The 26,214-nt window shown below is 41.7% G+C and carries 23 protein-coding genes; 6 read left to right on the forward strand and 17 right to left on the reverse strand.

Annotation, left to right across the window (positions count from 1 at the left end; all coding sequences use genetic code 11):
* Window positions 1–65: 65 nt before the first annotated feature.
* From MFF31_RS03620 to MFF31_RS03635, 4 genes are all read right to left on the reverse strand, one after another.
* On the reverse strand, window positions 66–1,205 hold the full coding sequence (locus MFF31_RS03620; protein ID WP_238186757.1) for a SpoIIE family protein phosphatase: 1,140 nt from the start codon (window positions 1,203–1,205) through the stop codon (window positions 66–68).
* Between the two features lie 74 nt (window positions 1,206–1,279).
* On the reverse strand, window positions 1,280–1,708 hold the full coding sequence (locus MFF31_RS03625) for a YflT domain-containing protein (protein ID WP_238186758.1): 429 nt from the start codon (window positions 1,706–1,708) through the stop codon (window positions 1,280–1,282).
* A gap of 90 nt (window positions 1,709–1,798) precedes the next feature.
* The gene (locus MFF31_RS03630; RefSeq protein ID WP_238188475.1) at window positions 1,799–1,960 is read right to left on the reverse strand and encodes a DUF1328 domain-containing protein; all 162 of its coding nucleotides are present in this window, start codon (window positions 1,958–1,960) and stop codon (window positions 1,799–1,801) included.
* 214 nt (window positions 1,961–2,174) lie between these two features.
* Window positions 2,175–4,889: a hypothetical protein gene (locus tag MFF31_RS03635; protein WP_238186759.1), complete on the reverse strand. Its 2,715-nt coding sequence runs from the start codon at window positions 4,887–4,889 to the stop codon at window positions 2,175–2,177.
* Between the two features lie 189 nt (window positions 4,890–5,078).
* Between MFF31_RS03635 and MFF31_RS03640 the strand changes: the two genes are divergently transcribed.
* Complete coding sequence (locus tag MFF31_RS03640; RefSeq protein WP_238186760.1) at window positions 5,079–6,143, forward strand: ParB/RepB/Spo0J family partition protein; 1,065 nt, start codon at window positions 5,079–5,081, stop codon at window positions 6,141–6,143.
* Window positions 6,144–6,740: 597 nt separating this feature from the next.
* Here MFF31_RS03640 and MFF31_RS03645 read toward each other — a convergent pair.
* Window positions 6,741–7,595 carry a metallophosphoesterase gene (locus MFF31_RS03645; protein WP_238186761.1) on the reverse strand — a complete coding sequence of 285 codons (855 nt, stop codon included), beginning with the start codon at window positions 7,593–7,595 and terminating at the stop codon, window positions 6,741–6,743.
* A gap of 33 nt (window positions 7,596–7,628) precedes the next feature.
* Window positions 7,629–9,143: a DUF4153 domain-containing protein gene (locus MFF31_RS03650; protein ID WP_238186762.1), complete on the reverse strand. Its 1,515-nt coding sequence runs from the start codon at window positions 9,141–9,143 to the stop codon at window positions 7,629–7,631.
* A gap of 136 nt (window positions 9,144–9,279) precedes the next feature.
* Between MFF31_RS03650 and MFF31_RS03655 the strand changes: the two genes are divergently transcribed.
* Together MFF31_RS03655 and MFF31_RS03660 are read left to right on the forward strand one after the other, a co-directional pair.
* Window positions 9,280–11,070, forward strand: coding sequence for an ABC transporter substrate-binding protein (locus MFF31_RS03655; protein ID WP_238186763.1), 1,791 nt, complete (start codon window positions 9,280–9,282; stop codon window positions 11,068–11,070).
* 19 nt (window positions 11,071–11,089) lie between these two features.
* Window positions 11,090–11,485, forward strand: coding sequence for a DUF2500 domain-containing protein (locus MFF31_RS03660; protein WP_238186764.1), 396 nt, complete (start codon window positions 11,090–11,092; stop codon window positions 11,483–11,485).
* A 115-nt stretch (window positions 11,486–11,600) separates the two neighbouring features.
* Here MFF31_RS03660 and MFF31_RS03665 read toward each other — a convergent pair whose 3' ends face one another.
* Together MFF31_RS03665 and hisJ are read right to left on the reverse strand one after the other, a co-directional pair.
* Window positions 11,601–12,092, reverse strand: a complete 492-nt coding sequence (locus tag MFF31_RS03665; RefSeq protein WP_309296658.1) for a GNAT family N-acetyltransferase — start codon at window positions 12,090–12,092, stop codon at window positions 11,601–11,603.
* Between the two features lie 54 nt (window positions 12,093–12,146).
* The gene (hisJ, locus tag MFF31_RS03670) at window positions 12,147–12,974 is read right to left on the reverse strand and encodes a histidinol-phosphatase HisJ (RefSeq protein ID WP_238186765.1); all 828 of its coding nucleotides are present in this window, start codon (window positions 12,972–12,974) and stop codon (window positions 12,147–12,149) included.
* Between the two features lie 232 nt (window positions 12,975–13,206).
* On the opposite strand from hisJ, the gene MFF31_RS03675 reads away from it, so the two are divergent.
* The gene (locus MFF31_RS03675) at window positions 13,207–14,199 is read left to right on the forward strand and encodes a M23 family metallopeptidase (RefSeq protein WP_238186766.1); all 993 of its coding nucleotides are present in this window, start codon (window positions 13,207–13,209) and stop codon (window positions 14,197–14,199) included.
* Window positions 14,186–14,590 carry a bactofilin family protein gene (locus MFF31_RS03680; RefSeq protein WP_238186767.1) on the forward strand — a complete coding sequence of 135 codons (405 nt, stop codon included), beginning with the start codon at window positions 14,186–14,188 and terminating at the stop codon, window positions 14,588–14,590. The genes MFF31_RS03675 and MFF31_RS03680 overlap by 14 nt, the downstream gene beginning before the upstream one ends.
* Window positions 14,591–14,690: 100 nt before the next feature.
* Here the strand turns inward: MFF31_RS03680 and MFF31_RS03685 are convergent, their stop codons facing one another.
* The 8 genes from MFF31_RS03685 to MFF31_RS03720 form a co-directional block, all read right to left on the reverse strand.
* Window positions 14,691–15,497 (reverse strand): AAC(3) family N-acetyltransferase, encoded by an 807-nt coding sequence (locus MFF31_RS03685; RefSeq protein ID WP_309296659.1) that lies wholly within the window; start codon window positions 15,495–15,497, stop codon window positions 14,691–14,693.
* Window positions 15,498–15,595: 98 nt separating this feature from the next.
* Window positions 15,596–15,997 (reverse strand): VOC family protein, encoded by a 402-nt coding sequence (locus MFF31_RS03690; RefSeq protein WP_238186768.1) that lies wholly within the window; start codon window positions 15,995–15,997, stop codon window positions 15,596–15,598.
* A gap of 242 nt (window positions 15,998–16,239) precedes the next feature.
* On the reverse strand, window positions 16,240–16,413 hold the full coding sequence (locus MFF31_RS03695) for a hypothetical protein (protein ID WP_238186769.1): 174 nt from the start codon (window positions 16,411–16,413) through the stop codon (window positions 16,240–16,242).
* Between the two features lie 149 nt (window positions 16,414–16,562).
* Window positions 16,563–17,996 (reverse strand): MBOAT family O-acyltransferase, encoded by a 1,434-nt coding sequence (locus MFF31_RS03700; RefSeq protein WP_238186770.1) that lies wholly within the window; start codon window positions 17,994–17,996, stop codon window positions 16,563–16,565.
* A gap of 2 nt (window positions 17,997–17,998) precedes the next feature.
* A complete protein-coding gene (locus MFF31_RS03705; RefSeq protein WP_238186771.1) occupies window positions 17,999–19,147 on the reverse strand; it encodes a hypothetical protein in 1,149 nt (382 codons plus the stop codon).
* 171 nt (window positions 19,148–19,318) lie between these two features.
* Window positions 19,319–20,635, reverse strand: a complete 1,317-nt coding sequence (locus tag MFF31_RS03710; RefSeq protein ID WP_238186772.1) for a D-arabinono-1,4-lactone oxidase — start codon at window positions 20,633–20,635, stop codon at window positions 19,319–19,321.
* Window positions 20,623–21,774: an amino acid deaminase/aldolase gene (locus tag MFF31_RS03715; protein ID WP_238186773.1), complete on the reverse strand. Its 1,152-nt coding sequence runs from the start codon at window positions 21,772–21,774 to the stop codon at window positions 20,623–20,625. The genes MFF31_RS03710 and MFF31_RS03715 overlap by 13 nt, the downstream gene beginning before the upstream one ends.
* Window positions 21,775–22,075: 301 nt before the next feature.
* Complete coding sequence (locus MFF31_RS03720; protein ID WP_238186774.1) at window positions 22,076–22,933, reverse strand: class II fructose-bisphosphate aldolase; 858 nt, start codon at window positions 22,931–22,933, stop codon at window positions 22,076–22,078.
* A gap of 527 nt (window positions 22,934–23,460) precedes the next feature.
* Between MFF31_RS03720 and MFF31_RS03725 the strand changes: the two genes are divergently transcribed.
* A complete protein-coding gene (locus tag MFF31_RS03725) occupies window positions 23,461–24,753 on the forward strand; it encodes an arsenic transporter (RefSeq protein WP_238188478.1) in 1,293 nt (430 codons plus the stop codon).
* Window positions 24,754–24,937: 184 nt separating this feature from the next.
* Here the strand turns inward: MFF31_RS03725 and chrA are convergent, their stop codons facing one another.
* Window positions 24,938–26,185 carry a chromate efflux transporter gene (gene chrA / locus MFF31_RS03730; protein WP_238186775.1) on the reverse strand — a complete coding sequence of 416 codons (1,248 nt, stop codon included), beginning with the start codon at window positions 26,183–26,185 and terminating at the stop codon, window positions 24,938–24,940.
* Window positions 26,186–26,214: the final 29 nt, after the last annotated feature.

Consider the following 26,214-nt stretch of genomic DNA (forward strand, 5'->3'; position numbering starts at 1 on the left):
GCGACATTTGAAACAGCCATCCTTAGACATTGCTCAAGAAAAAATGCGGTACATTCTTTATCCCTTTATTTGACCGTAATTCGAACCATACAAATATCATCACGCTGCGAACTGCTATGTGTACCACTCGACAACTCGTCGACGATTTCTGAGGGGCTTTTGGATGCGAAGGTTCTGGTTAGATCAACGATCTTTCCTCTGCGCGCTGCATCATCACTTTCACTCATTTCTTCTAGCAAACCATCTGTATAAAGAATAATAGATGTTTTTCCTTCATAGCTGACCGTTCCTTTTGTAACTTCGATGTTATCAAACAACCCTATTGCAGGAGCAGTTGGTTCAAGCAATGTTGCACCCGTTTCCGTAATGACAAGACCAGGTGGATGTCCCGCATTGACGTAATCAATCCGCTTGCTCTCTGTATCTACAACGACAAAGATCGAAGTAAAGTAATAATTAAGTAATTCGTCCGAGCGGTATAATTGTCCCATGTAACGATTGAGTTCTCTCATCACCTTCTCTGGATCTGTTACACGAGTAATCATGTCCTTAAGCACCGATGAAATAAACATACATACTAAGGAAGACGAAATACCATGTCCCATCATATCCAGCAGCATAACGCCATAACGACGTTCGTCGATGCGGAACCATGCATAATAATCTCCAGCCAGCTCAAATGATGGCTGATATACCGCTTCAATATGTACATTCTCATCCTCAATTGGTGCACTAAGTACGCTGCGCTGCACTTGTTTTGCTAAATCAAGCTCATATTTGATACGTTTATCACGCTCCTTATGCCAATCCTTCTCATGTTTCAAACGCAGCGCTGAGCGCATACGTGCCAGCAGCTCCAGCTTGTTGATCGGCTTCATGACATAATCAGTAGCGCCAGCATCAAGTGCTTCAGCCAGCTTGTTGGAATCGCCTACTGCTGTGACGAAAATAATCGGTACATCACGGTAACGATCCTCCGTTTGAATACGTCTACAAGCTTCAAGACCATCGATACCTGGCATCATCATATCCATTAATATTAAATCTACTCCTTCTACTAATCGGCAAGGAGTGTCTATATGGAGTAGATCATACAGTTCCCTTCCCGAAGAAGCGATCAGTAGATTGGAATAGCCTGCTTTATTTAGTATCGTCTTAATAATCAACTGATTTGTTACATTATCATCTACAATGATTATACTCATCTGCTTGTCCTCCTATGACAACTTACTAGAATAGAGACAGGTATAGCCTACCCTGTAAGGTAGGCTATTTCAAGTTATTTAATAGGAGGTTGTCCATTATGATACATCATATAGGGATGGAAGTAGACATCACGATCATAATCATCGTCCAAGTATTCCCTGCCGCCCCATGCGATGACGACTATTCGGTCACGGTCCATTTCCTCTTCCAAACGCTCCGCTTCTTGTTTGGATATACCTAATGACCTCATCTTTGCCCTAAGCTCGTCACCATGGGATCGGAATAAGTTCGCTATCGCTGTACCAAGTCCTTCTTCTGCTATACCAATCTGTTCCGCATCCGTTCGCTCCACAATACGTTTAGTTCTTGTTTTGTCATGTGTTAGTACAAATATACGATCCTCATGATAACCTTCTCTTTGGAATTCGAGCACCTGCTTCTGTACTTCAGCAGTAGTCATCACGGTATGCACCTTTGTCATCTCAGTATTTGTCGTTTTCATAGTAAATCCCTCCAAATATAGTTTTGATGGTAAATGATTGCATGTGGTTCTTCGTTGTAACTAACTCATTCCTAGTGGCTTAGCTTAAAACTACACTCGCCTTCTGCCAAGAATTAAAGATGCCAAGAACAATATGATGAATATGACGAATAGTATCTTGGCTATCCCTGCTAAGGTGGATGCGATACCCATAAATCCGAATATCCCGGCCACAATGGCTAGTAGGAAGAACATTAATGTCCAACCTAACATTGGAATCACCTTCTTTCGTTTTTCTAAAATCGTTTGCTTGTTTGTATCATTTTCGCTTGCTTGATACATATATAACCGCATACTACTATTTTGAAACAGGAGTAAACAGACTTTGAAAAATAGAAAAAGCCCCATGCTAAAACCGATAACGGTTGTAACAGGAGCCTCACCTCAATTGGTATCTACTGCATTACATGTAAAATATCTGCCCATTTCAATGCACAAGATCATCCTTAATGAGCAATCCGTTTAAACTTTGAAGATAATCAGTACGCTCTGTCTCAAGAGCACCAAAGTCGTAAAATCTCCACTCATAATCTTCGAGCTTTAAGATAGCTTCTAAATAGGCTGCTACCCCAACAGCATTCACTAAATTAATTGCGAAAGTAACACGAATGTTTCCATATTCATCAACTCTCGCACCTACAGGTTGATATGGGAAAGCTCTAGTTGGCTCCCCTACGGCTGCGCTCGCATCAAAATCAGATTTCAATATTTGAAAACCAGGGTTGTTCCATGCGGATTCCGTATACAGGGCACGAAGCTGATCCTCATTCATATGTTCATCCGTTGAATCGGCCATATCCAAGCCCAATGTATGTCCTAATCGATACGAATAAAGTTCGGTTATCCGTCCAATTGATTCATATTCGGCTAACCGATTATGTAAACTCGTTAAATTAAACATACGTTCCTTAATATCTAATTTCCATTCCAGTTCATGCGGTAAATTGCCAACATATGACTCAACGATGAGCGCTTCCTCTCGAATTTCAATTGGACCCTTTTGTTCAATTCCAATCATATCCAGGTTCGTCATTCCATCAGCGGAGGCATATTGAAACTTCAATGGGAAAGCTTGCCCCTCTCTAGTAATAACATATGCGTATAGCTTATTAGTGCTTCTACCATGTATCTCGCTGAATGGGAATTCAATCGTTTGAAGTAGCAACAAATCGTACCCCTCGAAAGGGATGACGCGTATATTCTGCTTTGGCGATGCTAACTTTAGCTCCAACTGCTTAAGCTCTCCCAAAACATGCCTCTTCCCTTGGACATTCGTAAACTCTATCTCGTAGTCACCATAATACATATAAGAAGTAACTTCCTTCGATGACTTCTCCCCCGTTAAAGAACGTAATTTCAGCTTGCCGTATCTGCTCCTCCCTTCCATACGAACGGATTGTTCTTTTGACTCCTGAACTCTATCATCTCTGGAATCGTTCCACCATTCTCTCCCAGATGAGACCCAATCGAAAGCTCCTAATGGCAATATAGGAAATCCATCCGCATTTTGCTTAACTTCCACAGAAAATTTTTTGTATAAAAAATTATTACTACTTCTTTCGCTATAAATAAGCCAATCTCCACTTACCGTTCGCAAGTCCATACCTATCTCATCAGCAACCCATTCTAATTGTTTAAGTTCCTCATTCCAGCGGAACAACATTTGAGATACCTCTGAATTATGCTGTATATACAACTGTCCATTCGAACTGAATGTTTGCCCTTTCATATCAGGGGACCAAACCCGCTTGCTTGTCTGATCGATCCATACAAACGACTTAGAATCAAATGTCTGTCCTTTATGTAACAAAACAAGCTTTGGGCTTGCAAGCTCCGTAATATCTTCAACATTTTTGTACGTCGTCAGCTTGCCTGATTGAAGATTATATTCCTTATATATCACTTTCCCTTTATGTAATTCACTGACTACTGTCGGAAGTAATGAATAGGTTTCAATCAATACTCGCTCTTCATCAAGCCAATTATATACATTCATCTTTTCTCCAGAGGACGACGCTGGCTTCAATGTTCGAGTTAAGTCACCATTTCGGTCATAAAAGTTAATTGATTCAGCAAACACCATATATGAGTTATCAAAACCAACACCTTTTCCACTGCCACTCTCTGCATATTCTTGAAAAAATCGAGTTCCCTCTGCATTCCATACAATACCAGGATCAGTGAGAGCCATCGCGTTATCGATACTCATCGTATTCATTACTTCTCTGTTCAACGTAGCCACCAGCGCAAAGTGATTAGAGGTCGTAATTTGATTACTTTCAATGAATTGATATACGAATCTATCTAAATTAGGCGCAGGATAGATGAGCGCTCTTGGAGCTTTACTGCCTATATCTCCATAAGCAGGATACATATTGCTCCCGCCATGTACAACCTTTAATGTGTCGAAATCAAACAGCCATGTTTTACCCAAAAAAGTTGTAAGCAACATTTGTGAAGTGGTATTGTCATTGCTATATGCATAATGGGCACTAACAAGAAAATCTTCGTTATACTCTTCACTATCCAAATCAACTTTCCAGAATACCGGGAAGGCTCTATTAACCCCACCCATTTCTAAATCCATAATTACCAAATCATAAATCAGCGAACCGTTTTCAACGGTGCGTTTAATAAACATAACTTGTTTGTCATCTATTATTTTTAACTTATGACTAATTGCTTCATTGCCATAATCCACTATGTAAGCCGGATATACTTTCATATCCTTTTGTTCAGGATGGACAACAACTAAATCATACCGCAGCTTCATTGCACTTGATTCATCTAGCGAAGATAATTGGCGCTCAACCAAATGAACGACCATATCGCCAAAAGAATCTTCTGCTACACTATTAGCTAACAGTGATCCATCATCGATCTTCAGCTTAAAGCCCCCGTCAATATTTTCTGAATCCACATTCAATTGAGGGTAATTATTTAATTGTTCGGGGCTGCCCGCCTTTGATTGGCTAACTATAGCTTCCTGTATCTCAGTTGCTCCTGCTGTAGCAGATGGTTCTACAGATTCAATTGGTGATGTCGACTTTCCTCCATCAGCATCTTTTTTAAGCGTAGGGAAAATTAATAACATAATGATACAAATGGATATGATGATCAAATAAATCAATTGTTTATTCATAAACGCACCACCTATTTAAAGTGATCATTACACTACAAATAGACGAAAGTTAAATGAAAATGTTTCCAAAAAGTGATTCAATAACGCAAAATATGCTACATATCGAATTGATCCTATTATATAATAAGGACGTCCCACCGGACTGAACGCTTCAAAGGCGTTAACTACAGAAGTGATAGGAGAATCGGAATGGACGTTATTGAAATCCCCATAACACTTATCGATGAAGATAAGGATCAGCCTAGATATCAGTTTGATGAGGAAGCATTGCAGGAGCTAATGCAAAGCATTGAGGAGCTTGGCTTACTCTCACCTATAAAAGTAAGAACGGGAAATGACGGCCGTTACAAAATTATTTACGGAAATCGTCGTTATAAAGCTTCCCAGATGTTAGGTCGCACAACTATTCCTTGCATCGTATCTAATGTGACGGATGAGATGGAAATTTATTTGGAGCAAATTGCAGAAAATTTAACAAGAGAAGGGTTCTCCCCGATCGAAGAAGCAGAAGCTTTTGACAAGTTGATGAACGACTCAAGATTTAGAAGCTCTATTAAATTTCTAGCCGCTAAGCTTGGCAAGCCTGAGGGCTATATCAAAAACAAATGTGAGCTTCTAAAATTCAACAATGCAGTTAAAAAACTTATCGTAAGTGGAACCGATATTCGGAAAAATAAGCTTACTGAGGATCAACTTATCCCCCTCAAGGATCTTCCTATGGAGCACCGTGACCCGCTTGCACTAATTGCTGCAAGAGATGAGCTTCCCGTAAGCGATGTGAAGAAGATCGCTAAGCTATTTAAAGATAAAACGATTTCAGAGAGTACAAAAGAAAAGCTGTTGTTAAAGACAGGGAGCGGCCTTATCGAAACATGGTCTGTCTATGAGCAAAATCGTAAGGAACGAGCAAAGCCGTCTGCTGAGCAGAAGACAACAAATAAACCAGCTCAAAGCAATCAATTATCTAGTGATTCGAGTCCAACTGCTTCTACAACGGAACAACAATTTATGCAGACAGCCACTATAGCCGTCGAGAAAAAAAGTGAAAGTATTACTGAGTTGCTGCAAATAATGAAGTCTGGTCTACCTAAACAATTAGAGGTTACTGGGGCTATCTCGCGTTTAACTTCAATAGGGGCTAATGGTGGGCAAATGTTATTTCCTCATGAAATTGAAGAGGTTATTGTTGAGCTTGACTCCCTGCTTATGCAATGGAAGGTTCTTCGTGATCATTCGCTGCAAAATAAATATTAATGAGAAGTAACCAGCAGGACTCATTTACATAAAATAGGTCCTATTGGTGTAATGAATCCACCATTTGTAATGCAATTGAAATATAACTTTCATCAGCTCTTAATGGAAAGGGGATATAATAGAACTCGACCCCCTTTTTATAAATATAAACCTTTAGACCCGCTGCCCGTTGCAGTGGGTCACTTTTTTTGTCTAACATTTACAACGGCACCGACACTTTCTATGCTTGCCCTTATGCTCGCATAGGCGTCTACAACGGCGTATACATTTCCGCTCACACCGACGACGGCACTTGCGGTTACGCTCCCGCTTCGCACGTCTACGCTCTTCCTGCCTTCTCTTTACCGCTTCTTCCTCAGTAACAGTTCGTTCCCCCGCAGCAGCCGCTGCTCCAGTAATCGAATTGCTATTTGATCTAAATTCCCATATGTTTCCTACAATGATAGTACCTTCATTTCTATCAATTCGCACCCCTCCGCAACAGTAGGGCATATCACCATCTGCTTCCTATAATAAAATAGTAAGTCTAATAGTAATAGCATATGTTGCGGAGTGAGTGAACGAGTTGGCTTTTCCAACATAATCGATAGCCTTTTTTTATGGGCGTTTCAATTCTACAACAACAATTTCTGGACGATTAAATAGTCGTTGAGAGAATGAACTATTACCAAGGCCTCGGCTAACGATCATTGAAGATTGTCCACTTTCGTGAATCCCTTCAAAATATTTAGGCCACCAGCCTTGGCCAGGTGCAAACATTCCACCCACAAACGGAATTCTAATTTGCCCGCCATGTGCATGTCCCGTTAAACTCAGATCCATGTTGTATTGTGCATAAACATCAAACAGTTCCGGTCTATGCGACAATAGCACCGTATACGCCTCAGGATGACCCAATCCCTCAATTGCCTCATCCAAATGTGCTTCTATCTTATCCACATCTCCATCTTTCTCCTGATTGAACATTGGATCATCAACCCCGATTAATCGAATGACTCCATCGCCTAACGGGATTACCTCATGTGCATTTCGAAGAACGATAACTCCCGCATCAATAAGTTTCTTCTCAAGCATAGGGTAGCTTGGAACGGCAAATTCATGATTGCCAACGATGAAATAAACAGGTGCAATTTCTGCTACACCTAACATCATCGATAAGCTAGCTTCTTCATCGTAATGATTGCCATCTACCAAGTCACCCGTCACTACGATAATATCAGGATCTAGCCGATCGACCTTTTCAAGCAACGGCTTCTGGTTCTTTCCGAATTGTTTACTTTGAAGATCCGAAAGCTGAACAATTTTAAAACTTTCTGCACCACTCGGCAGTTTGTTTGTGCTTATTTTGAAGTTCGTAACGCCGATAGCATTATTTTCGAAATGGAGAAATAAAAATACGACAACGATAAAAGACGGAATGTATATAAAAAACCAACGTTTTGTTCGACTCATATTGCCTGACCTCTTTCATCCTTTAACTAATTTCTATTCCTTCATACGCTCCTTCGCCAAGCTCCAAGATTGCCAATGATTCCTTTCACGCGCTTCAAGACGCAATTGCTTTATAACTTCTTCTAACTCCGTTAACTCAGGATTCTCTTTATAAAACTTTATTAATGTTGGACCAGCATCGGCAGATAACATACCTAAGTAAGAAACATCGATTACACCTGTTCGTTCGTATCGCTCAATATTGTTCGTTGCTATTCGAACATCGAGGTTGGCATAGTTCATGATAACGTACGCTATAATCGCCAAAACAATATAAACTTTCGCTAGAGAGAACCTGCCATACCAGATACGCCCAAGGGAGACGATCATAAGCACGGCTAGAAAAATCATAAATCCATGTACGAGCAGGCGAAGAGTTGTGTAGCCGTATGCTTCCTCATAAAGCGACAATCGGCTATAGGCCGAAATCAGCATCACGAGGGTACAACCCATAAGAAGGCTAAGCAGTACTTTGCGAATACGTTGCAGCCAAACACCACCGGATTTAATAAAATGTAAGCCAACAAGCAATATTGCAATATTTAATATCGCAATTAGTACAAGTTCAGCGAATCCTCTGCGAGCATATTCTGCATATGCCGTCCCGTCAGGCAATAACCCTTCAGCAGCGCCAAACAAATAAGTAAATTGAATTGCAGCAAACACCATATAAACAATATTGACACATATTAGCACAGTTATCGCTGTAATCGGATCTAAAGCTGCAGGTTCGGATGGTTTCCCGGTTTTTACATGCCATACTGGATCATTTTGAAAACCGATGGCATCTGGTTGCTTCGGTTTCCGAAAGAGAAGACCCCAAATATAACAAAAGGTATAAAGCGCTATAAAGGCACCTGCTAATACACGCATAACAGCAGTTCCAAAAACTTCACCGTTTAACCCAGTCGGGATCACATTAAGCCAGGACATGAATATGCCATCAGCAGACGCAAGCAGTGTAAGAACGATAATGAGCAGTGGTGCTGCAAGAATTAGGCCAAATCCAATCTTTCTTGCATTTGAATTAGGTTTAGCAGTCCCCTCTTCTGAACGTACCCAATCTGCTGTTATACCAAACGGTATCGACAAATGGACAAAAGGTGTAATTAACCATTGTTTTAATAACTCGAAATAAAACACGATACGGTTCCATGGTTGCGATGCTCCTCTTGTTAGCAGCATCGTTTGTGTGACGACTAGAATCGGCAAAGCAATCCAATTAAGTGCCCGGAACACTTCATTCGCAAATAGAGCATAACTCAAAGAAAGAAGAGCAATTGGTATGAGCAGCAGCCAACCTAATTTCGATTGTCCTCTCCACTTGTCAAAACCACCGATTCTTCCTTTGATCGAATAAAAAAATAATGTATAGAACCCCAGTGCGAACAGCATCATCGATACGCCAGCTGGTCTAGCGACAAATAAATATTGGCCGATCAGTCCTAGAAATAAGGCCATTAACCACATTGTCACATATCTCTTCTGCCAAGGCGCTGGATCTCTCATAGCTGAACACTCCTTTGTTTTTTTCTACTTTTATTGTAACCTATAAAATAAGAACAAAAAGTGTAAGTTACATTTTTGGAATTTCATATTTTTGATTATGAAAGGAACCGATATGAAAATAAGGCGGCATTATTTTATGTTGCGACGATCCTACCCACAGGCCGTAGATGGAGAAGGACTGGAAATTACAACAGCAGAGCTGGCTGAAACGCTCCAATGTACCCATCGCAATATGGTACTCTTGTTGAAACGAATGGTTCAAGAAGGCTGGATTGTTTGGTCACCTAGACGGGGAAGAGGAAATCGTTCTTCACTCACTTTTATCGCTTCAATGGAGAAGCTTCTTTTGGATGAAGCGAAGGAACTTGTTCTAAGAGGTGATCTGCAAACTGCATTAACAATGATTCAGCAGCAGCAGGCAGGACATACGCTGCAAGAACAGTTTCAAGAATGGCTCACGGGACAGTTTGGATTCCGTACAGAAGTGGAGGGCAACCGGCGAATGGACACACTTCGCTTCCCCCTTCCAGGCATGATCAATAGTCTTGATCCTGCTCGAATTCATTATTTCGGTGAATCACATTTCGTAAATCAATTATTTGATAGTTTAGTTCGAATGGATGATAAGGGGGAATCTATCCTTCCCCATCTTGCTCATGCTTGGGAAGTTAATGAGGATAGGACGGAGTGGACCTTTTATCTGCGAAAAGGTGTCCTTTTCCATCATGGAAGAGAAATGTTAGCTTCTGATGTTATGTTTTCCCTACAGCGACTGCGTAAACTTGCACCCAATGGATTGTACAGCGGGGTATACAATGGGATCGAATCCATGATAACACCAGATGACACGACCATTAGCATTAGGTTGAAGGAGCGTAATGAAGTGTTCCTCTCCTTCCTGACTACTAATCGCGCCTCCATCGTGCCACAAGATATTTGCTTAGCGGAAGGAGAACGATTCGGTGAAGCTGGCAAATCTCCTATCGGAACAGGACCTTTTCGTCTTCTTTCCAATGAACAAGGGATATGGACACTCGAGGCTTTCCCTTCCTATTTCCAAGGTAGAGCTTTCCTCGATCGTGTAGAAATATGGACGATGCCCATCGCTAACGAGCAGGAGGATGAACCAACTGTCGAACTCCAAAAGTTTCAGGTCATGCACAACGTTCGTATATCTGATATGGCTGGAAGCGAGTGGCAACAAGTAAGACAATCAGGAACGACATGCAAATTTTTGACGGTGAATGAATTGAAGGAAGGACCGCTCACGAGCCCCGAGATTCGTGCCACTCTAGATCGTGCACTTAACCGGCCCAAGCTGCTACGAATGCTCTCAGGTGACGTTATTGAGTCTGCATCCAGCTTCTGGCTCCATGACAAAAGTGGTGATACGGATGAGTGTATAGATGATGAGGATCAATTCGCGGCAATTAACGAGGAGGATACTGATTCAAATGATAGGGGTAAAAAGCTTGTTTTGACGCTAACTACGATTCCACAATATGCGAATGATGCTGCTATTCTCAAGCAATTACTTCAAGAACAGGATATCATCTTAGACATTCATTTGATTGCTGCCGAGCAGTTTAAAGGAAATGCTCGTATGTCTAGCGATTTGCTCCTATTCGCTGTCATGCTTGACGAGCACAGAGAATTGCGACTCATTGACCTGTATAAGAGCATACAACAGCATATGCCTACAACACTGAGTCACGAGCTGGAAGATGCATTAGATCGCATTTTATCAGAAAAGGAAGCTGGAAATCGAGTTAAGCTGTTTATTAAAATCGAGCAAGAGCTAGTGAAGAGGCATAGTTTGTTATTTCTGTATCGTAAACATCTTAAGACTGCTTTCCACCCCTCCGTTCAAGGTATTTCACTTGAGTCTCTGGGCTGGGTGCGTTTCCGTGATTTATGGTTTCGCTAATTAAAAGGAGGATTTGTTAATGGGACCCACCAGTTCATTCGGCAATGGATTTGATTTTATGACCACGATATTTCCATTTATATTTATTTTGATATTTTTGTTTATTGCCGGGACGATCGTGTACAGAGTTGTGCAACACTTCCGCAATTCCAGCTCCCCGCAAGAAAATCATTACGCACGGATTATATCGAAACGTATGGATGTTAGACACGTCAATAATAACAATAATATGAACAATGTATCGAGCTCATCCCGTACCTATTATTACATTACATTAGAATTCGATGACGGCTCACGACGAGAATTTCTCGATGTAAAAAATCTGTTCGGATTAGTCATTGAAGGTGACACGGGCTATGCTGCAACAAAAGGCGAATGGATTGTCGCATTCGAACGAAATGCCGGTCAGCAGTAAACTGTTAAACCAAATTGAGATTAGGAAGGTCACACTTTTGTCCATTACGTTAATGTAACAGCATCTGCAATATTGACCTTCCTATCTCATTTCATTAGCCCTACATCTATCAATGCTACTGCGGGAACGCCTCAATTCGTTTCTCCATACATAAACTCGCTTCGCTTTCTTCATATTCGCCAAATGGCTCAATCTCATAGAAGCCCTGCTTCTTATAAAAAGCAACAGATTCTACTTGAGGAGCACCAGTCTCAAGTTTCATGACCGTACAACCAAGCTTAACGGCACATTGCTCCAAGTACTTTAATACTTTCCCGGCAATGCCCTGACGTCTAATGGCAGACTCGACAAAAAACCTTTTTAATTCCGCCGTATTCGCATCAAGTTGCCGAATTCCGCCACAACCAACAGGAACTCCATCCCAGTAAGCAACTACAAAGATCATATCTTTCGTCTTCGGATCATTGAAGTCTACCCCGTTAATATCTTCAGGGACATATAATTCAAGCAAGTAATGATCCAATCTTTCTATTAACATTGCCAGATCAAGGTTATTAGATGGAACCGACTCTATCATTAATCTCTCTTGATTGACTTGCTGCTCCACTCTCTCCAACCTCCATCCTTCTAATTGCAAATATATCTATATGGTTAGCTGCTACTATAATTTAGGGAGACTCATTTGCTCTGCATACCATTCCCAACCGAAACCAACCTGCTCTGGCTTATGCGAATCCGAGCCATAAACACAAGGGATATCCAGTTTTCTGCATTCAGCTAGAAACCATTCTGGTACATAAGGCTTTCCGCATGTTGCTACGCGAAATCCAGCCGTGTTGACATCTATTCCAACATTCGACTTAACAAGCAGCGGCAAAATACGTTCCAATCTCCGCTTTATTAATGCTTCATCGATAGGCGGCAATTCTAGATGAAACTTTTCGATCAGGTTGATATGTCCGATCCGCTTTCGCATAGGCAATTGTGATGCCCATTCAATCGCTGCTTCAACATGGTCATAGTATTCATTGACGACGTTGTCCATCGTCCCGTAATGAGCTAATATATTTGTTTTGAAATCATCCGCTTTGTAGTCCATACAGCGAGTACCGCCAATACCCGGTAAATAGTGAACCGAATAAACAACATCCTCCAAATCCTTATGCCACTTCTCAACAATTCGCTCTGTATAGTCCAACTGACCTGGCAAATAATCCAATTCGAGACCTACAGCAACATCAATCTTCCCTTCGTAACGACGCTTCATCTCCTTAACATACGCCATATAGTCAGGTAGCTCTTCTTCGGGCATCGCAAGTTCGTCCCAAAGCTTTTTATCTTCTATCCAACCCTGAGGCAGCGGTGGATGTTCACTTATTGTGTAGCGTTCGAAACCAAGTTCAATTGCACGGTCCAAATACAATTCTTGAATAGCATCATTCCCGTGATAACAAAAGCGAGTATGTGTGTGACCATCCCATTTAATCATCCAGTTAACTCCTCCATTCAAGCCATATATTCATAGTCAAATGTACTCCATTTCAATAGATTATCATTTTGCTGACTACAGGTAAATCCAATTCTTTCGCTGGAACATAAACCTACATCTACGCACTTTAAACCTGTGAGAATTTCACATTTACTCGAAATAAAGGTATTTTGGCGGGGGATGTCGAATAACTGGTGGGAAAATGTCGTTTATTATTTCTAGGAGGATACATATGAAATGGATGTCCAAACGATTTACATTCGTCGTTATTCCGGATGCGAATCAAACTGTCCAACGTTATCGCATTTCTGGACTCACCTTCATTCTAATTCCTGTCATTATTTTAATACTCGTCGTCTGTTCGATCCTCTTCACTCTTTTGTTTACGGGGAAGGTATCTCATTTCAATAAACTGAAGACACAAATGGAAACGGCAGATGCAAACTATAAGCAACAACTTCTGCAGCGAAATGAGCAAATATCGATGTTAGAAACGAATCTACTCGTTATCTCAGAGCAAGCCCAGCAAGTAGAAACTAAATTGTCGAATATTTCAGAACTCGAACTTCAATTGAAAGAGATCGCAGGTATCGAGAAATCTTCTGTTCGAATTTCATCAAGTATCGAGAAAGCTGAAGGCGGTACAGGCGGTGAGGAAATTATTGTACCTACCAATAGATCAGGTTCCACAGTAGAGCTTACTTCGCAAAACCTCTCCAATTTATCACTCGAAATGGACAAAATGAGGCCCAGCTTAGAAGCAACGATCGAAGCTATTAAAAATTATCAACATATTTTAGATATAACACCAACCATTTGGCCTGCAGATTCCCGGAAAATCACATCCACATTCGGCATCAGGCGAGATCCATTCTCTAGAAGGAGCTCGTTGCACACTGGTCTTGACCTTGGAGGTGATCGAGGTGACCCTATTTATGCGACAGCTGATGGTGTCATCACATTATCTGAAAATAATTACCCGCAAGGAAACAATATTATTATCGATCATGGCCGTGGCATAGAAACCCGCTATCTCCATCTTAATGAGAGGTTAGTTCAGGTCGGAGATAAAGTGTCAAAAGGCGATCTCATTGGAGAATTAGGCAACACAGGTAGAAGTACAGGGCCTCATCTGCACTATGAAGTAATCGTTAATGGTACACAGGTTGATCCACGACCATACATAAAAGAAGATAGAGAGGATAATAACGATGTTCAAAAGTAAGAGCGGCGGCAAAATTAATCCCGATTCAACGGATACATTAATCGGTGAAGGCACAATATTTGAGGGGAATATCAAATCAGAAGCCAGCATTCGTATTGAAGGAACCATCATTGGAGACATCATATCAGATGGAGATATCATCATTGGTGAAAATGGCAGCGTAACCTCCAATGTTTCTTCGCGTGATCTAGTACTAGCGGGAAAACTGAACGGACATGCAGAAGTAAAAGGCAAGCTGACGATATGCTCTACGGGCACATTGAATGGCAACATAATCGCACAATCACTTATTATCGAATCGGGTGGCATTTTTAACGGCAGCAGTAAAATGGGTACAAACAATACCGTTACTCCTACGCAAACAGGGAAAGAAGTAAAGGCATCATCTTAACTTTTTTGCAGGCAAATGGAAGACCCAAGTACAGGGGCTAATTAGTCCTTTAACTTGGGTCTTTCCTTCGTTTGGGTCTTCTTTTCTCTCTATACACGATCTATTTTCGGTTAGTTTCCATCCACTTTACTCCAAAATCCACTACATCTCTTTGACGCATAAGCCGAACAGTTGCGTCGCCAATCTTACCTATCTTGACTGCGTTAGTCTCGCGTTCAAACGCTTCGCCTATTGCTTCAAAATCATCTGAATCAAAATCCAAATCATCGAACGTAATCCACTCTCTTTTGCCATCGACAACACAAGGAGCTCCTTGTTTCATGTGCACCTTTGAAGCATAATCTGCCCTAAGCTCCGACAAATGAAGGGAGGTATTATTGCTATATCCAACACCTAACAGCAACACCCAACCATCCTTGTCGTAAATACGTGCAATTGGAGACTGCTCTCCTATTCCATAATGAAGGGAATGCTCCTCCGTAATGAAGCTAGCTTGTTTGCCACGAGCTGCAAAAGATGTCTGTGGATGCGAGCTGCGAAGTGTACCGTTCTGCTTACGGAAACATTCCACAATAGCTCCCATAGAGGTTGATGGTGTTAAATCCACCTCAAAAGGCGGCATCTCCGTCTTAATTATGCTCCACCATGGTTCAGGTACGGGTGGTTTGCACCAACCAGATGGATCTGTTAAATTCGGAGTATGCGTTGGCATTACTAATGTGCCATCATTCCCTAAAGCTTGCTCAAGTGCCAATACAATAGCAGATTCTCCTCCTACAATCCATCGATTCATCGACTTCATTGAAGAATGAACAATAAGCGTCATTCCCTCCACCACACCTATTTCATGCAAACTTTTGGTAACTGATGCTATCGTTAATGGCATTTCTGCAATATTCATAGTCATTTTGTATCAAACCTCTCTTGGTCCAAACATAGTAACTATAAATTATCACATACACATGCATCTAGATAGGTAAAAGTTTACTATAAAAGTAAAGTACCTTAGTCTGTATCAGCCCCGCAACTAATCATCCACATGACGCCGTATTTATCTTCCAGATCCCCATACAAACCACCCCAGAATACTGGTTCAAGCGGGTGCCTTACTGTTCCGCCTTCAGCAAGATTATCGAAAGCTTTTCTTCCTTCAGTTCCAGATTTGAACTCTAGATTAAGACTGATACCATTCCCACGCGTAAGTGGCTCTAAAGAATCAGCCATGAAGAAACTTACTCCTCCCGCGGTAAAGCACATATGCATAATTTTATCCTTAATTGCATCATTGGACATTGGGGATTCAGCATGAGTCTGTATGGAGTTAATCTGCCCTCCGAGCGCTTCCATGTAGAAATTTGCTTGAGCTCTGGAATCCTCCGAAAATAAAAAAGGCATAAGCGTTGCCACGTTTCATCATCCTTCCAATTAATGATTTGATATGCTTGCTTTCATTGTAACAGTTATCGTGAAAAGAAATTTCTTATGGATTGCTCAGTTCCACTACTTGAAAAGCTGTTTCTTCGAATTAACACTCGGCAAGATAATCCCTTAAAGGGCTATTATCGAAAAAAACCATGTACAGCGCTTTATAATAGCATCGCCGCACATGGTTAACTACAGTCATTTATTCCTTTATGTATCGAAACTACTTAATGCTGATCTGCATTTTTTAATGCATGCTCCCAGCTAGGAAAATAAAAAAGCGCATTCCGCATTAACTCTGGATCGTTCTGCTTCACTTGCTTTTTACTGATCGAGCTTCCACTCGTTTGCAGATGCTTAATGCGACGAACAACTTCGTCCGCGCCAAGTGTAAAGTCCATCGGCTGTGCTCCTTTCCTATAAAGTGGTCTCACACACTTATTGTTTCTTTAAATGCTGGATATATACGTAACACATCACATAAAAAGAAGACTGTCGCAACGTATCTCATACGTGCAATCAGTCTTCCTTCACTTTTATAGAGACCTATTTAGAATTGGAAGTAAATAAAGCTGCTAGACTCTCCATTCATAAGAAGCATAAGCAATACGATAGCAACAATAGCGTAAATTGCTCCTCTTATAATGGCGGGAATGGAAAACTCCCACGCAAGTGACCACCGTTTGAAGTTTTTAACGATTACGTACTCTATGATATGAAGTAAATAAAGACCGGCAACAAGTGCTAGAAGCAAAAGATGTTCCTTCGTAAATTGAATGCCATCCATCATTGTCATCTTTTTGAGCATATAGATTGCATCAGACCAGCTATTTGCTCTAAAGAATACCCATCCGATAACGGTTAAATGGAAAAACACTGCAATCGCGAACACTTTATAAAGACGTGAATGAAGCAGCTTTGTCCAGCCCAGTGATTTCATACCTTTAGCGTACATACGATGCGCTGCTGACAGGATACCGTGATATAGTCCCCATATGATGAACGTCCACGCGGCTCCATGCCATATACCAGAAATCGTCATTGCAGCGATCAAGTTAACGTATATTCTCCAGTTGGCAACACGTGATCCACCAAGCGGGATGAACACATAGTCGCGAATCCATTGGGACAACGTAATATGCCATCTTCTCCAGAACTCATTTGCATTGGAACTCAAGTAAGGTGTCTTAAAGTTCAGATCCAAGCGAAGTCCGAGCAGGAAGCCGATACCAACTGCCATCTCACTGTAAGCCGAGAAGTCGAAGTAGATTTGAAAGGCGAATAAATAGGATGCGATCCAAGACTCTACGCCGCTTAATGTCTGCGCCTTATCGAAGTATTCATTCACATATGGTGCAATTTTCTCTACAATGACAACCTTTTTAAATAACCCAAGTAAAAGGAATGCAAGTCCAAGTTTTACACGCGGTGTCCGCATAATGATCGATTTAATGTTCCGAAGCTGTGGTAGAAAGTCATTACCACGAAGAATCGGACCTGCTGCGGAATGGGCAAACAATGCGATAAACACCCAAAATTCAAACAGGGATTGGCTAGGCTTAAGTTTGCCGCGGTACACGTCTACTAAATAAGCAACTAGCTGGAAGGAGTAAAAAGATATACCGATAGGCAAAGCAATCATACGATCATCAAACGCTGTTCCTTGCAGCGACAATGTAATACCTAACGCTCGCTCCACATTTTCGAGCAGGAACATGGAATATTTGAAGAAAATAAGATTACCGAGTACAACGAATAAACCTGCTCCAAGCGCCAGCTTCCCTCTTTTGCCACCCAAAAACTTAGAAATGACATAAACGGATGCAACTATACAACCAAACAACAAGAAATATCCAACACCTGCATAGGCATAAAATGCTGCATTTGCTAAGGCGAGAACGAGCATACGTCCGCGCGGGAACGCATAATAAAGCGCGAATACGGCGACGAGAAACAATAGAAATGTCGGTGAGTTAAATAACATGATTACGCCTCCTTACCCGTCCAACGATCCCATACGAAACGGGCGAGAAGCTCATTGCCTTCTTTCGTTAAATGAACATGATCGGTAAATAAATTTGGATCAATTTGGTCCTGCATCATCAAGTACGGTACACTTTTGCTAGTGAAGTAATTCTCAATCTTCGACAAATTGTCGACATAACCTGGGTTTGTCACTTCTTTCTTAGACAACTCGCCGTTGCCTCCAGATACAAATACGAATAATCGCTTGCCTTCCTGATGTTCTGCAATACGATTCATAAAGTAAACGCCCCAATTGCTTTCGCTCATGTCGAAGGGCTCTGGATTAAAGAAACTTAAATATTGTGGATCTGCTAGCCACTTTTCTGAAAATGTCTTTTCATTCCATGCTCTCGGATCACCAAGCAAATCGGTTCCCTCTGCTTTCTGTTTCCAATACTCTGGGATGACTTCTTTATATTTCACGACAGGCAATCTGTGGAATACATTTTCAATCGCTTGTTCCTCGAAATATTTAAATCCTGTTTCGTATTTAAACTGATTCTGCTCAAGGTGTGGAAGAACATCCGAAAACACTTTAGGATCTAGCTTCCGCAAATAATCCCCTAACCAGAATACTTGCCTTGGTCCTGGCTTTGGCTCAACAAAAGCAGAATAGGATAAGCCGATCATAACGTTATCGGTTTTTACTCCGTGCTCTTCAAGCATAAGCAGCAAAGTATAAGCATCGCCTGCCATCATCGATGGGGCCGATAAGTTGAAGACAGCTTGCAGCTTGTCCGTTTCTGATGTAGTAGCTAGATCTGATAAATATCTGCCCAAAGAATGTTCGGAACTCTCATTTGTCCCCCATGCTACAGAGTTTCCGATCAGGATAGCATAATCAGTCAGCTTTTCCCGCTTAATTTTGTTAGCCATTTCCTCGACAACAACTTCGATTGAGCTTTTGTCTTCCAGAAACATATTGTAATTAAGGCGGTGCTTATAAACAGTGTCAAGATTGACATAGAAGGTAACTGCAACCTGCGCTGCGATAAAAAACACTAAAGCAGAAGCCAAGCCAATTAGTCCGTATCTCTTCTTTTTGATAGCAGAGTACGGCTTTTTGGTCGGTTTAGTACTGGAAGATTGTTTGTTTGTAATATCGTTCATGATCGCTTCTTTTTGCCCCTCTTCATATAAGTCATACTAATCTATTATATACCATTAAATAATTGTGCTTCCACCTTAATTTCCAATTATTCGACAAGGTGTGATATGCGCAAGCCTGTCCACTGCTTGATAACAATAATTAGCGGTAACCCATATATAAAGACGAGTGCGTTAATCAATTAATAACTCTCGTAAATAAGGACTTATAAATAAATCGTTAGGGTCCATCTGCTTTCTCATTTCTGCGAAGCTCTGCCACTTCGGGTAACAATCCTGTAGATGGACTGCTTTGAGCGTATGCATTTTTCCCCAATGGGGTCTGCCCTCATAACGAAGAAATATATGTTCCATTGCTTCAAAATAACGCTTGTAAGGCATTCCTTTATACATATGAACGGCAATATATGCACAATCGCGGCCACTCGCTGGACTAAGCCAAATATCATCTGCGGCCACATATCGACACTCTATCGGGAAATGAACATGGAACCGCTCACGCTCCATTGCCTCTCGCATTTCACGGATTACAGACGTCATTGCTTCTTTCGGTACACTATACTCCATTTCATTAAAACGAACGCTTCTTTGTGCCGCAAATATGCGATGGCTATAATTCGCTTTCGTCATAACGGGAACATTGGATGCGCTTAGCCTACTTACAGCTGCACTCGCTGACGGCATTATTTTGCATAATCCCGATAATAGACCAAATAACGTGTTTTCAATCAGCTTTTCATTCACATATTCAACAACTTTATTGGAAGGCGTAGGATCATTCGCTTCATTCATCAGCTTGACCTGGCAAGTTTCCGCATACGGAAACCAAAAAAACTCAAAATGCCGATTATCTGCTATAAGGTCTGGCAATTGCGTCAAACAATCTGTGAGCGCCATACGTTTACTCTCATAGGAAAGTATATAACGGTTTCTTAAACGAAGCTTTACCTGAACAATGATACCTAGAGTACCGAGCGAAACCTGCAATGCTTTAAACAACTCAGGATTTGATTCCAATGTACACTCCATCACTTCTCCTAAGCCATTGACCACAGTTATTCCAATCACTTGCGTAGCCAAGCTACCTAAGCTTACTCCCGACCCATGAGTGCCTGTACTAATTGCACCCGCTATGGACTGAACATCAATATCCCCAAGGTTTTCTTGGGCGAGTCCTTCCTCATGAAGCAGCTCCCCCAACAGTTTTAATTTCGTCCCTGCCCAGACGACAGCCGTCTGCTGAGCGGCGTCTACACTAACGATTCCCTGCATTTCGTCCAAAGATATAAGCACATGATCTGAAGCTGCTACTGCTGTGAATGAATGTGCTGACCCAACCACTCGCAAATATCTACCCTCTAACATACACTCGTTACGTACAATTTCTACTACCTCATCGATCGTCTTCGGATAGCGAATAAACTCAGGAGTAGCGGTGACCGATCCCGACCAATTCGACCAGCCCTTCACATTTTTGCTCATAGGAAGCATTCCCCTTCTCCCCGGTAAGTTAGGTATTCAGCAACAATCGTTTCTCCAGAAATTGCATACAGCTTAGGAAAGCGTTCGCATAATTCCCCAGCCTTCGCATGGCGGAAAAATATCGGGTCCCCTAATGCGAGCGCCACACCACTCGGACATCGAAGCGGTGTCTGCACCTCTCCTGCTCCTTCTAATGAGAGCAATGTTAAACCTTCAGGCAAATATGGCTGAGGTGCTTTATCCGCTCCAACAGCTCCTGAAGCCATGTAGCCCCCACCCAAGCAGGTGACCATATCCGACCTAGGTTTCCGAACGATCTCCACCGCATATCCAGCAGCAGGTAAATAGCGAAAGCCCTCATAATGATCAAACAGGGTTGGAGAATAAAAGCCGGAACCTATCGTTATCTCCGTAACACCCCGTTCCAATCTGGAACTATCCATACTTCCTGTGCCTCCAGCGTTTACAAATCGCAATTGTACGCCTAATTCCTTAATCCCTTCGAGCACTTCCTCACGCCTCATGGCTACTTCCCGAATTGATTTCCGCTTCAATTGACGAATGATGGCATTTTTTAAAAATTGCCCTTTGGTATCGTCTGCTACCCCTGCTATTTGAGCCTCATAGCCCATTATCCCATCTAACCTTATCCATTTCGATTGGATAATCCGTTCAACGATCGGCTTCGCCTGCGCCCATGCGGTTATCGGTGATCTACGTACGCCAAAATGCAATCCAGGATAGCTTGCGGACATATCAATATCGAGACAGACAAATGCTTCAATGCCTATGGCTGCCGCAAGCTGTTCAATATGCTCCACATGCTGAATAGAATCAATCATAAAAACAATAATCCGACCATTAGCCGCCGCTGCCTGTAAGAGATTCGAAATTTCACTCTTATCCCAAACGGGATACCCTATTAACAAGTCGTCGAACCCATGCTTAAGTAAAAAGGCAGCCTCTCTTGCCGTATAACACATGACGCCTTGATATACCTCGTGTGACCCAATAATTCGGCGAAGAACTTCCACAGACCGTATAGATTTGCTTGCGATGCGTATCCTTTTGTTACCCGCCGCAGTTGCTATGGCGCTACTATTCGCATCCAATAAATCAAGATTTACATATGCAAAGGGCTTTGGCACCTGCGAGAAAATCCTTTTATATTGCTCATATTGAGGAAGTAAAATAGGCTATTCTCCATTCTCTGACTATCGGTTTTTACATCATATTCCTCATCTCACATTACAATCCTTTTTTTATTCGTGCAAGCGTAAACGGCCAATGTCGTCATTTGGAAGCTCAACTTTCGTTTCGCAGAGAAATATAAGCCACTTAGTCAGATAAAGAATTTATATATTGCTATATTTTAAATAAAAAAAAGCTACCCTTCTCTCACCAATGGTGATGGAAGGATAGCTCTTGATGATATATTTTAAAATGATCTTATGCTTTGTTGGAAGAACCGAACTCGCGCATTTTAGCCATAACGGTTTGTTTGATTCCTTCACGACCTGGCATAAGGAATTTACGCGGATCGTAAGCTTCGGAATCTGCGCTCAACACTTCGCGAACGATTTTCGTGAATGCAATTTGGTTTTCCGTGTTTACGTTAATTTTCGCTGTTCCAAGCGAAATGGATTTTTTGATGTGCTCAGTAGGAATACCTGTGCCGCCATGCAATACCAATGGCAATTTAATTGTTTGGCAAATTTCTTCCATTTCTTTAAAGCCTAGGTTTGGTTCACCTTTGTAAGGACCGTGAACGGAGCCTAGTGCAGGAGCAAGGCAGTCAATACCAGTACGTTGTACTAGCTCGAAGCACTCTTTAGGATCTGCATAAATAACGCCTTCAGCGATAATATCATCTTCTTGTCCGCCAACTGTACCAAGCTCAGCTTCAACTGAAACGCCGCGCTCATGAGCGTATGCAACAACTTCTTGTGTTGTTTTTACATTTTCTTCAAATGGAGAGTGTGAAGCATCGATCATAACAGAAGTGAAACCAGCGTCGATCGCCGCCTTACATTTCTCGAAGCTTGAACCGTGATCCAAGTGAATCGCAACAGGAACTGTAATTTTCATTTCTTCAATTAGAGATTTCACGATTGCAGTTACAACTGTGAAGCCTCCCATGTAACGAGCAGCGCCTTCAGATACACCAAGGATAACTGGGGATTGCTCTTCTTGAGCAGCAGCTAGAATAGCTTGCGTCCACTCCAAGTTATTGATGTTGTATTGACCAACAGCATATCCTTCTTTTAACGCTTTGTTCAACATGTCTTTCATTGATACTAATGCCATATTATAAATCCTCCTTAGAGTTTAACTAACTATTTGTCGTCATGTGAATGTCTAATCATGTCGCTAAATGTATCGACAATTCATATTCAAGGACATTAACATTAATTATATCTTGTACCACTTTGTTAATCACCAACCCATTGTACCTCTTTCTCCTTTAATAAATCAACTCATTTTGCCCTCTAAAAATGAACACTTCCTAGCTGCAATCGCTTACAAATATGTTTTTTTTATTTTCTTGTCTATCTGGTACTTTTCATTCTCCGCACTACTTCCGCCTTTCATAACTAATATGGTATTTAATAGTAATTACTTTAGAATGAATTATTATCTTTGGAGTTTATTAACTACACCATATACGTCCCGATAATAATTAGTTAGTATATTAAATCCTTAGCGCCAAAGACGTAAGCTCAGAGCAGAAGCTTCTTCTAGCTTTATGGCAAAACAAATACATGGATAGAGTCTATACAGCGAATTTACTCCCTTATATAATAAATCCCATAGAGAAATAGGGGGTTTTTTCGATACTTATTACTGCTTGTTTACTATTTATCATAACGATTGTATTCGTTATTTGGCAGCCAAAAGGTTTAAATATTGCCTATTCGGCAGTTGGCGGATCACTGTTAGCTCTTCTGCTTGGAGTGGTTAGCTTACAAGATGTGTGGGATGTTACCTCTATCGTCTGGAACGCCACACTGGCACTAGTTGCTATTATGATCATTTCATTATTATTGGATGAGATTGGCTTTTTTGAATGGTCTGCACTTCATATGGCACGAGTTGCACGGGGTGACGGCAAACGCATGTTCATCTATGTAGTACTGCTTGGAGCCGCAGTATCTGCCTTCTTCGCCAATGATGGTGCAGCATTAATACTAACACCCATCGTATTATCAATGGTTAGAGCATTACATTTCGATGAACGAATGATACTGCCATTCATCATGGCAAGCGGCTTTATATCCGATACTGCATCTTTGCCGTTCGTCATTAGCAATCTAGTCAATATTGTGTCTGCTGATTTCTTTCATATAGGATTTGCCCAGTACGCAAGCCGAATGTCCATTCCTAACTTGTTTGCTATTGGCTCAAGTCTGCTCGTTCTTTACCTATTCTTTCGCAAAAGCATACCTCGCAGCTATGACCTCGGACAGCTTAAACAACCGCATGAGGCAATTAAAGATCGACGGTTATTCAAGTTAGCTTGGTTCGTATTAGCTGCTCTTCTAATCGCTTATATGATTAGTGAAGTGATCGATATTCCGATCTCTCTCATCATTGGAGTAGCAGCACTTATTTTACTTATTGCTGCTCGTAAAAGTGCAACTGTACAAACTCGCGAGATTATCGTTCATGCACCGTGGTCTATCGTTATTTTTTCCATTGGCATGTATGTCGTCGTATATGGTCTGCGAAATGTAGGCTTAACCGATCAACTAGGACATCTGTTACAGTGGACGGTCGATCAAGGCTTGTTCGTGGCTACGATGGGTACAGGCTTTATCGCTGCGATCCTCTCTTCTTTCATGAACAATTTGCCAACCGTTATGATCGGTGCTCTTGCAATCGAAGGGGTCTCAGCTCAAGGTGTGCTCAAAGAAGCGCTCATCTACGCCAACGTAATTGGCTCCGATTTAGGTCCGAAGCTAACTCCGATCGGCTCATTGGCAACCCTTCTTTGGCTGCATGTTTTATCCAAAAAGGGTGTACGCATTACATGGGGCTACTACTTCAAGGTAGGTGTCGTATTAACGCTCCCAGTCCTGTTCCTTACATTAATAGGGCTATACTTCTGGCTCTTAATCATTCATTAATTCAACGCTTCATCAGATGAAGGAACATCTATCTGAACCTTCCAGATCCGATAAAGTTCGTCGGTTTTGCAGAAAAAATGACTAAAGAACTGCTATGTAGCAGCTTTCACTACTAGTATGGCAGTCCTTTAGTCAGTGCTGTTTACCCCATATGCTATCCTTCTTGCTGCTAACTTAATGTTAATTAATATAACCAGCTAATGATTTGCCCAGCAATAACTCCTGTCAAAACAACTACCCAAGGCGGCAATTTCCAAAAGACCAGCATCATGAACAATAATAAAGCCAGCGCAAAGTCTTGTGATGATGAAATCGAGCTCGTCCAAATAGGATTATAAAATGCAGCAACTAAAATGCCTACAATTGCCGCATTCACACCCAACAATGCTCTCTGCACTCGGGGCATCTTGCGAAATACATTCCAAAATGGCAATGCTCCTGCAATTAACAGGAAGGCCGGAAGAAAGATGGCAATCAGTGCAATTACAGCACCTTTCCACCCACCTGCTATTGCCCCCAAGTATGCAGCAAATGTAAACAATGGACCTGGCATAGCTTGAGTAGCCCCATAGCCTGCAATAAATTGCTCTTCACTTACCCATCCATGCGGAATAACCTCACGCTCAAGTAGCGGCAATACGACATGTCCGCCTCCAAAAACTAACGAACCAGCTCGGTAAAAGCTATCGAACATAGAAAAAAGAAAGCTTGTTGCTCCCCATTCTCTCACAATTGGGAGAATAATAAATAAACCAACAAAAAACATCAAAAATATTGCCGCAGTCCCTCTGTCTACGGGTACTTTGCCCTTAGAGGGTTCATTATTAGCACCACCAAGTAAGGTCTGTGTTGCATTTAGGTCAGTCGAAGCGGCTTTAGATGCAGACAACCCCTGCTGACTAAACCACCAGAGGCCAGCACATCCCGCCAGTAAAATAATTATGACCTGACTAATCGTCGTCGGCCATAACAATGCCACTGCGGCGGCGAATACCATAATGGTTACTCTGGCTCGATCTGGCGCCAACTTCTGACCCATTCCCCAGATCGCTTGAGCTACAATTGCGACAGCAACTAACTTGAGCCCATGCAGCCAACCTGATTGACCTACATCCACAAATTCCAGAAGCGATGCGAACACGATCAAAGCAACAGTTGAAGGAAGTGTGAAACCAATAAAAGAAAGGAGGCCACCAAACAAGCCTCCCCTCATAATCCCTATACCAATGCCTACTTGACTACTTGCTGGACCGGGAAGAAAGTGACTCAATGCCACTAGGTCGGCATAACTTTGCTCATCCAGCCACTTGCGCCGCTTAACATATTCTTCATAGAAATAGCCTAGATGGGCAACTGGCCCGCCGAAAGAAATTAATCCGAGCTTAGTAGAAACGCATAAAATTTCTAGCAGTTTTCTCCGATTACTACTCATCTATTACAGCTCCTATTGTACAAATACGT

The organism is Paenibacillus sp. L3-i20, from assembly GCF_022180385.2.
Taxonomy (GTDB): Bacteria; Bacillota; Bacilli; order Paenibacillales; family Paenibacillaceae; genus Pristimantibacillus.